The sequence below is a fragment of the Algoriphagus antarcticus genome (assembly GCF_002150685.1).
GTDB classification, from domain to species: domain Bacteria; phylum Bacteroidota; class Bacteroidia; order Cytophagales; family Cyclobacteriaceae; genus Algoriphagus; species Algoriphagus antarcticus.
In genome coordinates this window covers 1-11,907 of the sequence record NZ_MSSW01000052.1, presented here as the reverse complement: position 1 = coordinate 11,907, position 11,907 = coordinate 1, and the positions used below count along the sequence as shown (strand labels likewise).

The 11,907-nt window shown below is 41.3% G+C and carries 9 protein-coding genes; 6 read left to right on the top strand and 3 right to left on the bottom strand.

The genetic code is table 11. The features are described 5' to 3' along the window. Positions 1–51: 51 nt before the first annotated feature. Complete coding sequence (locus tag BVH04_RS17020) at positions 52–1,002, top strand: pyridoxal-phosphate dependent enzyme (RefSeq protein ID WP_086542676.1); 951 nt, start codon at positions 52–54, stop codon at positions 1,000–1,002. Positions 1,003–1,008: 6 nt separating this feature from the next. Here the strand turns inward: BVH04_RS17020 and BVH04_RS17015 are convergent, their stop codons facing one another. Then, entirely contained in the window at positions 1,009–3,969 is a 2,961-nt protein-coding gene (locus BVH04_RS17015) for a glycoside hydrolase family 3 N-terminal domain-containing protein (protein ID WP_086542675.1), read from the bottom strand. A gap of 275 nt (positions 3,970–4,244) precedes the next feature. On the opposite strand from BVH04_RS17015, the gene BVH04_RS17010 reads away from it, so the two are divergent. From BVH04_RS17010 to BVH04_RS16995, 4 genes are read left to right on the top strand one after another with little or no spacing between them, the layout of a single operon-like run. Next, positions 4,245–4,658 carry a hypothetical protein gene (locus BVH04_RS17010; RefSeq protein WP_086542674.1) on the top strand — a complete coding sequence of 138 codons (414 nt, stop codon included), beginning with the start codon at positions 4,245–4,247 and terminating at the stop codon, positions 4,656–4,658. After that, on the top strand, positions 4,651–6,498 hold the full coding sequence (gene mutL, locus BVH04_RS17005) for a DNA mismatch repair endonuclease MutL (protein ID WP_086542673.1): 1,848 nt from the start codon (positions 4,651–4,653) through the stop codon (positions 6,496–6,498). Before BVH04_RS17010 ends, mutL begins: the two co-directional genes overlap by 8 nt. A 1-nt stretch (position 6,499) precedes the next feature. Further along, entirely contained in the window at positions 6,500–7,291 is a 792-nt protein-coding gene (locus BVH04_RS17000; protein ID WP_086542672.1) for a rhomboid family intramembrane serine protease, read from the top strand. Positions 7,292–7,293: 2 nt separating this feature from the next. Continuing rightward, positions 7,294–8,232 carry a rhomboid family protein gene (locus BVH04_RS16995; RefSeq protein ID WP_086542671.1) on the top strand — a complete coding sequence of 313 codons (939 nt, stop codon included), beginning with the start codon at positions 7,294–7,296 and terminating at the stop codon, positions 8,230–8,232. Between the two features lie 170 nt (positions 8,233–8,402). Here the strand turns inward: BVH04_RS16995 and BVH04_RS16990 are convergent, their stop codons facing one another. Continuing rightward, positions 8,403–8,879 (bottom strand): outer membrane beta-barrel protein, encoded by a 477-nt coding sequence (locus BVH04_RS16990; RefSeq protein WP_086542670.1) that lies wholly within the window; start codon positions 8,877–8,879, stop codon positions 8,403–8,405. 59 nt (positions 8,880–8,938) lie between these two features. Then, entirely contained in the window at positions 8,939–10,006 is a 1,068-nt protein-coding gene (rlmN, locus tag BVH04_RS16985; RefSeq protein WP_086542749.1) for a 23S rRNA (adenine(2503)-C(2))-methyltransferase RlmN, read from the bottom strand. Between the two features lie 596 nt (positions 10,007–10,602). On the opposite strand from rlmN, the gene BVH04_RS16980 reads away from it, so the two are divergent. Further along, on the top strand, positions 10,603–11,796 hold the full coding sequence (locus BVH04_RS16980; RefSeq protein WP_086542669.1) for a 6-bladed beta-propeller: 1,194 nt from the start codon (positions 10,603–10,605) through the stop codon (positions 11,794–11,796). The last annotated feature ends 111 nt before the right edge of the window (positions 11,797–11,907 follow it).

Here is an 11,907-nt window from a genome sequence, read left to right as displayed (position 1 = left end):
TTTTCTCAAATCTCTAAATCTCTTTTCTCATATTCTCACTAATTTCAACACATGAAAACCGCTTTCCCTTCTCTCGTAGACATTCAAGCTGCTCACGATCGCATCCAACCCTTTATTTACCGCACGCCTATTCTGACTTCCTCAGCAATTAATGAAATCGCCGGCTGTGAGATTTTTTTCAAATGTGAAAACTTCCAGAAAGTAGGAGCATTCAAAGCAAGAGGGGCGGCAAATGCAGTGATGAAACTCACCGCTACACAGAAATCAAAAGGAGTAGCTACTCACAGCAGTGGTAACCATGCAGCGGCATTGGCTAGAGCAGCAAGAGTAGCTGGAATCCCTGCATACATCGTGATGCCGTCCAATGCACCCGAAATCAAAAAGAAAGCAGTGAAAGGCTATGGTGGAGAGATCATCGAATGCGAACCCAATCTTAAAGCCAGAGAAACGACTTTGGAAGAAGTCGTAGCAAAAACTGGGGCGACTTTTATTCCTCCATATGACTTTATGGATGTGATCGAAGGCCAGGCAACCTGCGCGCTGGAGCTTATTGAAGATCAACAAAACCTAGACATTATTATGGCTCCTGTGGGTGGAGGTGGCTTACTTGGCGGCACTGCCCTGGCAGCACATTACCTAAATTCAAACATAGAAGTAATCGCTGCTGAACCACAAGGTGCGGACGATGCATTCCAATCTTTTCATGCAGGAAAGATAATTCCGCAATCTGGCCCAAACACGATTGCAGATGGCTTATTAACTTCCTTGGGAGTTTTGAATTTCGAGTTGATCAAGGAATACGTTTCTGACATTTTGCTGGCTACCGACCCACAGATCATTGAAGCGATGCGTCTGATTTATGAGCGGATGAAAATTGTGATCGAACCTTCCTGTGCAGTTCCTTTAGCAGCTTTGCTGGCAAATCAAGATCGATTCAGAGGCAAAAAAGTTGGAATTATTCTTTCAGGAGGAAATGTGGATTTAGGGAAATTGCCTTTCTAACGAAGCTTATTTCTTCCCCATCGCCTCATAGATAATATCATGGATATCGGTTCGGATTCCTTCTTTTAGCAATTTCGTATTCGTAGCATCTGGATAGACACGATTTGAAAGAAAAATATAAATTAGATTATTCTCCGGATCTGCCCATACGCAGGTACCAGTAAATCCTGTATGCCCAAAAGTAGATTTTGGAGCCAAGTCACCTGCCGACCCTCCACTTCCAATTTCCGTATTGGGTTTATCCCAGCCCCATCCTCTGCGACTTTGGCGGGATTGGTTTTTGGTAAATTTCTTCACAGTCTCTGGGCGAATTAGATTTACTCCACCATAGCTACCTTCGTTGAGCATCATTTGCATCATCACCGCTAGGTCATTTGCCTTGCCAAAGAGACCTGCATGGCCCGCTACTCCACCAAACATAGCTGCTCCTTGATCGTGAACATATCCCTGAACTTGCCTTTTTCTAAAAGTAATATCATTCTCAGTAGGAGCTATATTGTCAATAGGCATTTTCAAAGCCGGATTGAAGGTCAATGTACTAAGCCCTAGAGGAGCGTAGAAATTTTGATCCAAGAAGGATTCCAATGGTTGATTCACTACCCGCTCTACCACTGCCTGCATCAAGTACATAGTAAGATCCGAGTATACGTATGAATGCTTATTGGCTCCTCTAGGAATTGGGGTAATCTTCGAATCCACTGTCCAATGCCAGATACTATCGCGAAGTGCATTCATTCCATACATGTCGTTGGAAACAGGTCTGGTAAAGCCAGGCGAAGATATGGGCTTGTAATAGTCTCCTCGCCATTGACCTGCTTCTACTGTTCTAGCATAATAAGGGATAAATGCAATTAGTCCTGCTTCATGCGCCATCACGTCGGCAAGCTCCATTTTTCCTTTATTCGTGCCTTTTAATTCTGGCAAATAATCTTGCAAAGAATTTTTCATATCCAATTCCCCCCGGCTCTCCAGAAACATCACAGCCTGGGTAGTTGCCAAAACCTTCGTAATTGATGCCAAATCAAAAACAGTTTCAGAATTCATAGCAGGACTGGATTTGTATTCTAAGCTCCCATAAGATCTTTCGAAAACGACCTTTCCGTCTTTCACGACCAATACATTTGCCCCAGGCGTAGCCTGAATTTTGATCGCTTTTTCTGCTACTGCATCGATTTTATCCAAGATCTTCCCATCCAGACCGACGCTTTCTGGTGTACCATAAGAAAGTCTATTTGCCGGAGCCATATATCCGCCTACACCATACGAAAACTCTCCACTCACAGTGACTGGCAAAATGCCTTTTGCAGCTCTCGCTCCAAAAAGTATCTGCGGTGCCAGTTCTTGGGTTACAGGATTATTTTCGTAGGCAAAAACGACATTTCCGATTCCATCTAATTGTTCTGCTGCATAAGAATTTCCAAAAAGAACAGTCACCACCTTATGTCGCTTTGCCAAATCTTTGATGAACTGCACGTCACTTGGCGATACCCCGAAATTCCTTTTTGGACTATTTGTCACCCCCATCAGGCCCACTACCAAAACATCATAATCTTCAAGTTGCTTCATGGTATTGTAGTGAGTCGTCTCATTTGCTGCTTTCTCAATATTGAAGTGCTCAAACTTCGTGTATTTGCTCAAGTACTTTTTGAAATCTTTTCCCTCATCACCTATGCTTAGACTAGCAAAACTTTTTAAATCCAGATTCTTGAATGGCAAGAGATTTCCTTTGTTCACTGCCACGGTGATCGCGTCTGCATAAAGCTCCTCGATGATCGTCTTGGTCTCTGGGGTATCGAGCCTTTCCACCAGTTTGTAAGTGTTGATTGGTCTGTACTCATTCAACCCCGCCCAGTATTTTGCACGTAGAATCTTCTTTACCCTGCGATCTATTTCCTGTTCAGATATCCTTCCATCCGCCACTGCCGCCTTGATCAGCATTTTAGCTTTTGACACATCCTGAGAATAGAGAAGCACATCATTCCCTGCCAATAACGCTTTCAAATCCACTTCTCCCGGGGAATTTGCTATCGCCACGCCTTTCATGTTAAGGGCATCTGTAAAAATCAGGCCCTGAAAATTCATTCGATTTTGCAGTAAGTCTGTCACCACTTTTTTGGAAAGGCTGGTAGGAATATTTCTAGCATCATCCAAGCTGGGCACGTTTAAATGCGCTACCATCACTGACATTAGATTTTCCTTGAAAAGCTCCTGATATGGATACAAATCCACATCCCAAATCCTCTGCTCTGGATTCTTGATCACAGGCAAAGAGTAATGACTGTCTGCTTCTGTATCTCCATGGCCAGGAAAATGCTTTGCATTCGCAATCACACCATTTTCCTGAAGACCCTTCATGTACGAAATGGCATGCGTGGTCACCACTTCTCTATCTCCTCCAAATGCTCTATATCCAATCACCGGATTTTTAGGATTGGAATTCACATCTACTACAGGAGCAAAATTGATATGCATGCCCAATTCCTTGAACTGACGAGCCATTTCTTTGCCCATGGCATACACCAACTTTTCATCTTGCACCGCTCCCAAAGTCATCGCCTTTGGAAAATCAGGCACAGAATCCAAGCGCATACTTATGCCCCATTCAGCATCCATGGCTATGAAAAGAGGAGTTTTGGATTGAGCTTGGTAATAATTAGTCAAGCGAGCCTGTCTATCAGGGCCGCCTTGAAAGAAAATCAAACCGCCAAGATTCTCTGTTTTTACAAGATTACTGATTTCATCTACGTGCTTTTGATCCTTGTTAGAATACGCTGCCACCATAAAAAGCTGACCCAAACGCTCATCAAAAGTCAGGCTGCTAAATACTGAGTCCACCCAATTGAGCTGTGCCATTGAGTCAGTGGTAGAAAGCGGATCCGCTATTTTTAATGATTCATCGATTTTCCCTGAGGAAAAAATAAGACCTATAATACCAACTGCGAAAACTCTCCAAAGCTTATTGCTCATGCTTGAGTAAATTTTTAATCCTTAACTTTCTAAATAAATTTGTATATCGACCGATTCGATTGCCCTTTGGCTTTTGCAAACACACCGAGACCCGTGGCTACTCCATCTACGGAGTTTGGAACTCATATAGTTGAAGATACTGAAAGATAAGGTAACATTCTGCCCTAAATCAGGTTAAAAAGGTCATAAATTTGATGTCTGGTCTATTGTGCTGGAACTTATTCAGTCTTTGTGCTTTTACCTAACGTGAAGCACGCATTAAAAATTACAAAGTCATGAAATTCCCATCCATATTTCGTACCGCCGCTCCAATGCGATTTGATATCAAACCTAGATATTATGATCCAGTGAGAGAAGAAATCGAGCAAAGAACCTCCCAGATCAAAAAGGACTTGGAAGCTCAGGGGCTTTTAGAAAAAAGTGATGGGACTTCACATGACATTGGTTCCTATGGAGCAGGTATTCGTGGTTCTTTTGCGCAGCACAAGGGAATAAAAGAGCGCGATGGAGTAAATATGTTTGCCTCTACAGCCATGATCCGAACTTTGATTTTTTTATTACTTCTTGGGTCAATATTTGGCTATATCTATTTAGGCTCAGTGATCTTCGAATACATGGCATACGTTGCGGCTTTTTTAGCAGCGATTTATTTTTTCTTCAGGCTAAAACCCAAGAAGAAATATGAGTGATATCATCCAACTCCTTCCTGACGCGATAGCCAATCAAATCGCAGCAGGAGAAGTAGTTCAAAGACCTGCTTCTGCACTGAAAGAACTCCTCGAAAATGCGGTGGATGCTGGCGCTACCCAAGTGCAAGTGGTGGTAAAAGAATCAGGAAAACAGCTTATCCAAGTAATAGACAATGGTAAAGGCATGTCGGCAACTGATGCTCGAATGAGTTTTGAGCGCCATGCCACATCCAAAATTAGAAGTTCAGCCGACCTTTTCTCTATCCGGACTTTCGGGTTTCGTGGGGAAGCTTTGGCTTCTATCGCTGCGGTGGCTCAAGTAGAATTGAAAACTCGCCAAGCTGAATCTGAGCTGGGAACTTTGATACAAATCGAAGGCTCGGAAGTGAAAAAGCAGGAGCCATTCGCAGGTAATATAGGAACCTCCGTTTCCATGAAAAACCTGTTTTTTAATGTACCTGCCCGTAGAAATTTCCTAAAGTCCAATCCTGTCGAAATGCGCCACATTGTGGATGAATTTCAGCGGGTAGCACTTTCTTATTCTGAAATCGGGTTTACTCTATTTCAGCAAGATCTGGAAGTTTATAGCCTCACACCAGGCAAGCTTAGCCACAGAATTGTCGGGATTTTTGGAAAAAACTATCAAGGTCAACTCGTGCCCTGTGAGGAACTGACTCCACATGTGAATGTGAAAGGCTACATAGGGAAACCTGAAAATGCCAAAAAAACCCGTGGAGAGCAGTTTTTCTTTGTAAACAATCGCTTTATCAAAAGCAGTTACCTGAATCACGCGGTAAGCTCTGCTTTCGAAGGATTACTGCAGCCGGATCAGCATCCATTTTATGTGCTTTTCCTCGAAATCGATCCCTCTCATATCGATATCAATGTCCATCCTACCAAAACTGAAATCAAGTTTGATGATGAGCGGACGATCTATGCAGTGATTCGATCGGCTGTAAAGCAGGCTTTGGGAGCTCATCATGTAGTTCCATCGTTAGACTTTAGTCTGGATGTGAATTTCAATGAAAAATGGGATAAGGATCCTGAGAAAAAAGCGCAAGTGGATCGTGAATACAGCTACAAATCATTCAATACCCCAGAATTCAAGCAGGCCAGCACATCAGGCTGGGAAAAATTATTTGAAGGAACCCAACAAGGAACCCGAAATATTAATCGAGCTACACCATCAGATGAGACTGAGGTTTTAACTTTTGAAAGTAGGGCAAATCCAGATGAAGCTACCGAATTCATCCCCAGGCCAACTGAAACAGAATCCACTGGTGCTACCTTTCAGGTGGAGTTGAGCTATGTGGTCGCCCAGATGTCTGCAGGATTTCTGATCATCGATCAGCAGACGGCACATGAGCGGATATTGTACGAGCGGTATTTGCGCCAGCTCAAGCTTGCCCAGGGTACTTCTCAGCAATGTCTATTCCCGCCGACGATCAATCTCGGCCCATCTGATTTTGCTTTGGTGATGGATATCATGCCAGAGCTGCACAGCTTGGGCTTTATGGTCTCGGAGTTTGGAAAAGACACAGTGCTCATTCAGGGCGTGCCTGCTGATATCCAAGTCAAAAATGAAAAGGAGCTTTTCGAAGGACTTCTGGAGCAATACAAACATTTTAAAAGTGAGCTTTCACTTGACACAAGAGAAAATTTAGCGCGTTCTTTGGCTCGCAAATCGTCTTTGAAAAAAGGACAAAAAATGAATTCACAAGAAATGGAAACGCTGGTAGGACAGCTTTTTGCCTGTCAAACTCCGAATTATGGAATGGGAGGGAACAAAACCTTCGTGAAATTAGATTTAAGCAGTATTCATTCTTTCTTCGGCAAATAGCATGTTTAGAAATATTACACCGGTAGTTAAAAATCTACTAATAATCAATGTGGGACTGCTTATTGTGGCCAAGTTTATATTTCCGCAACTAAACCAGTGGTTTGCACTTTATTACATTCATAGCCCTTATTTCCAGCCGTTTCAGTTTCTGACTTACATGTTTATGCATGCTGACTTCTGGCATTTGTTCGGCAATATGTTTGGACTTTTGATTTTTGGGCCATTGCTAGAGCAGTTTTTGGGGCCAAAGAAATTGCTGATTCTATGGATGGTTTGTGGTGTAGGTTCAGGAGTTCTCTACTCGGGATATACTGCTTACCGAATGAATAGTCTGGAAGAAAAAGTGGCGATGTTCCAAAACAATCCTGATCCAGATTCCTTTAATAAATTGGTATTGGAGAACCGTGGGTTTTTCCAGCGCTCAGTATTTGATTTTGTGGATGATTACAGCCGTAATCCTAATGATCCAAATAAAATCAGTCAAGCCAAACAAACACTGGATGCAATTTTGGATATTCAGGGGAATGTTCCAATGGTCGGTGCATCAGGTGCTCTTTTCGGGGTTCTGATCGCATTTGCGATGCTTTTCCCCAACACGCAATTATTTTTACTCTTCCCGCCGATTCCTATCAAGGCAAAATATATGGTGCTTTTCTACAGTCTTTACACCATATATAACGTATTTGTGAATAATCCGCTGGATAACGTAGCACACTTTGCCCATCTTAGCGGATTGGTGATTGGTGGTGTTTTGATTTACTTCTGGAAAAAAGATAGAAAAAGTTTTTATTAATTATGTACGGTAACTTTTGGGATAATCTGAGAAACGCTTTTAAGCACAGCGACAATAGCCTTTACAAGCTGATTGCCATTAATATTCTGGTGTTTTTCGTAGTGCTGGTGTTTCGGGTTTTTATGACCATTGGCGGATTGGGAGATTTGTATACCGCAGCTCTTTCATACTTGATGATGCCAGCATATTTGCCTAGGTTAGCTACCCAGCCCTGGAGTATTTTCACCTATATGTTTTTGCACGAAGGGATATTTCACATCCTCTTCAATATGCTTTTTCTCTATTGGTTTGGACAGCTGATACATCAGTTTTTGGGGAGTCGAAAACTAGCCAACCTCTATATTCTGGGAGGTCTTGCTGGTGCACTCTTTTATGTATTGATTTATAATCTTTCTCCCTATTTTAATACTACTTTAAACTCCTCCCTTATGCTAGGAGCAAGTGCGGGAATCTTCGCTATTGTAGTGGGAGCAGCCACACTTTCACCCAACACCACATTCTCTTTGATTTTGCTTGGTCCAGTAAAGATCAAATACATTGCGATATTCTACGTCATCCTTTCTTTTGCCAACTCTGCCGGCGCAAATGCAGGCGGAGAATTGGCGCATTTAGGAGGCGCATTGTTAGGCTACTTGTATATCGTGCAGCTGCGCAAAGGAACCGATTGGGGAATGCCTGTCCAGAAAGTAGGGATTTTCTTTGAAGATCTTTTTTCTGGGAGAAAAAGCAATGTAAAAGTCTCTTATCGCAAAGCCAAAACATCCAATAGTGGAGGCTTCTCTTCTTTCAATAAAGGCACCAAATCCACTCCTAAAGCTGTTGGTTCGGACGATGCAACTCAGGAGGAAATCGATAAGATCCTGGACAAAATCGCTGATCGTGGCTACGAAGCGTTGAACAAAGAAGAGAAGCGGAAATTGTTTGAGTTTTCGAAAAAGTAAGAAGCAGGAAGACTGGTGACAGGAGACCGAAGTAATTTAGCCACGAAGATCGCGAAGAAAGTGCAAAGGGTTTCATTCTGAAGATAGCCTATCAGTTATACTTTTAACTACGCTCTAGCTTCTAAAATCTAATGTCTTGATACTTGCTACCTAATACTTGCTACTATCAATTACAATGGAATCGCTAACCCAACTCTGAATCCAACTTCTCTAGGATATGGACTTTGGAAGCGGAACTCTGTACTTAGCCCGATCGCATCAGTTAATCGGATATAGGCTCCAACTCCTACATTCGCTCCATTTTGATTTCTTTTTGTACCAGCTCCGTCAGGTTGGCTATTTACCCAAGTTTGACTATACCCTGCCATGAAATATAACTGAGAAGGCCCTTCTGACACATAATAGCGTAAGTCAGCGCTGAAATTACTCTCTTTTCCCACCTGCGGAAAAACAAAGGTAAAACTTGGCATCAAGGCGAATTTGTCCACAAAGAAATATTCTATTCCTGCACCCACTCCGAAGTTATGGTACTGCAGGCCGTAGGTTCCATAACCATGAAAACGTGCATTTCCCTGTTCTTGGGTTTGTGCCAAAGCGATAAAAGAGAGCATAAAAGTGGCGCAAAAAATCAATAAAGCCTTTTTCATATAATGGGTTTGTTACTATTCGACAAGAAATTAAATGGCTTTAGGGTAGAAAGCAAATCTTAATTCTCAGTTAATTCACCCACTTCGTTCTTATTGGCCAGTTGGCCACAGGCTGCATCGATGTCCTGACCACGGGATTTTCTTACTTTGGCAATGATGCCTTGAGATTCCAAAATCTTCACGTACATATCCACTGCTTCTTGTTTTGCCTGACGAAAATCTCCTTCGTCGATAGGATTGTATTGTATGAGATTGACTTTGGATGGGATGATTTTACAGAATTTTGCCAAGGCGCTGGCATGTCGCTCATCGTCGTTGATTCCATCCCAAATCACATATTCGTACGTGACTATCCGCTTTGTCTTTTCATACCAGTACTTCAACGAATCAGCCAATTCCTCCACAGGATTGGTGTCATTGATAGGCATCAGGCGCGAGCGGGTCTCGTTGATCGCAGAGTGGAGCGAAACAGCCAGATTGAAGCGCACTTGATCATCGGCTAGCTTTCGGATCATTTTGGTGACTCCAACAGTTGAAACCGTGATTCTCCTAGGCGCCATACCAAGCCCTTCAGGGGAAGTGATTTTGTCGATTGCTTCCAGCACATTCGCATAGTTTAGCAGCGGCTCACCCATGCCCATAAAAACAATATTGGTCAGCGGACGCTGAAAGTAAGTTTCCGCTTCATCTTTGATGGCCACCACCTGGTCGTAAATCTCATCAGGATTCAGGTTCCGCATGCGCTTCAGTTTTCCCGTGGCACAAAAGTTACAGCTCAGACTGCAGCCAACTTGGGAAGAAACACAAGCCGTAATCCGCTTCGTGGTGGGAATCAAAACCGACTCCACGACCATATTATCGTAAAGCTTGACCGCATTCTTGATGGTGCCATCAGAGGAATGCTGCATCAGATCCACCTGAATATGGTTGATTTCAAAATACGTTTTAAGCATCTCCCGTGTACTCAGCGAAATATTGCTCATCTCATCAAAGTTCTTCAGAGACTTATTCCACAGCCATTCATATACCTGCTTGGCACGAAATTTCTTATCCCCTTGCGCCAAAAAGAATTCTTCCAACTGCGCTAGAGATAGCTTACGGATGTCTTTTTTCTGAATTGCTTCCATAGAGACAAAGGTAAGAATTTCTGGAGTAGCAAGTAGGTAGATGTAAGTATCAAGATAGGGCAGCCAAGATTTTAGAATCAAGAAAATCTGTTTTGAGATTAGAACTCGGGAAAACCATTGTGGAGTAATTTCTAGAGAGTTACAAAATCCAGAAAGTGGCCGCTTTTGATTGCCTACAAAAGATAATTTTTAGTCAATTACCTATTTAATTCTTTCAGATATTTGGATAATAATAATAATAATAATAATAATATGTTGCGACTAGCGAATCAGTTGATTTGTCGCTCTTGGCCAAGGGGTAAATTTATTTTAACCATAAATTAAACGATTATGAAAAAAATAATTTTAGGACTTGGGGTGTTTGCTCTAAGCTTTGCCTTCTTTGGACTTCAGAATGTAATGGCGACAGAAGACACATGTCCAAATGGAAATTGTCAAGAACGAAAAATTCTATGCAATGGCTAGAAATATAGATACAGGAGAGTATTGTTGCCTCGAAACAACTAATTCGTTAAACTCTTGTACTGGTGTAGAGTGCCCTGTCTAATCTAAATAGTTGGAGAGGGTAATCCTCTCCAACTTATTAACGTAATAATATGAAACCATCAAAAAAGACCCTCTTCTTCTTATTTATACCAATCCTTTTTTCTTGCGTAGAAAAAAAAAGTCAAACTACAGATCAACTACTTCAAAAGATATCAGTTCAAGTAGAAAGTAAAAAAGCTTACTCATTCCAAGAAATTTTTGAAGTTGTGGATGTAATTCCAATCAAAAATTCACAAAATTTTCCAATTGCAAGAATCAAAAATATTAAAATAATTGAAGATAAATTTTGGATATTAACTTCTAAACTAGTGCTGATTGCTGACCTGGAAGGGAATCTAGAAAAAGTAATCCAATCCCAAGGCTATGGCCCTTTGGAATACCAAAAACTCAGTGATATTCATTGGAACCCATATTTGTCTTTGGTGGAGATTTTAGATTCTGATCAAGGCAAAATAATCCGTTATGATAAAAATGGAGTTCCTAAGAATGAATGGAAAAATAAATTTCTAAGATTAGCTTCCTCTTTTTATCCCCAAGAAAACAACTACTGGATTTATGGGGGGACATTTTTTGATGGTGAGGGCGCACGACTAGTGGTGGTTGACAATCAAAATGATAAGAAACTGAATACGTTCTTTCCACTTGGCGATGAAAGAAATTACCTTAATGTAATCGAGCCAAATAACTTTATTGCTTACAATCAAGATATGTTATTCTTTCATTCCTATAATGATACGATCTATTCCATCGAAAATGATAATTTAAACCCAACCTACCTACTTGATTTTGGTCCAAATAAGATTCCTTCTGAATTATTTTCCAAGGATTTCAAGGATATTATGGAGTTTGGTCAAGAATTAGAAAAAAATGGATACATAGATCTTCTTGGTAGCATCTACTTTTCAGAGGACAAAATTTTCTTTAGATTTTTTTATGAAGGGAAGCCGATCTCAGCGGTGTACAGCATAAAAGATAAATCCACTAAGATCATTACAAACTGGAAAGATGAGTTCGGTGCAGGATTTGGTAAACTTTCCTCATTTTTGATTAACATGCCAATTGATTCTGACGGTGAGTTTTTATATGTCAGCGTTGATCCTTATGGCATTAAATCTGAAGCGGAAAAATTGAAGGATAACCCCAGTTATGATCAATTTATGCTAGAAAATCTTCTGATTAAGAACATCATAGATCAATTTGATACCTACGAAAACCCTTATATCTTAAAACTAAAAGTGCGATAAACATTAATAGGCCATATAAACACTACAGGTCTTCGATGACTTTTTCTACTTCTGTCCCATGATTTAACTATCTGCTAAAAGTCTCAGTAAAGAATACGGCTCAAAAAAGTG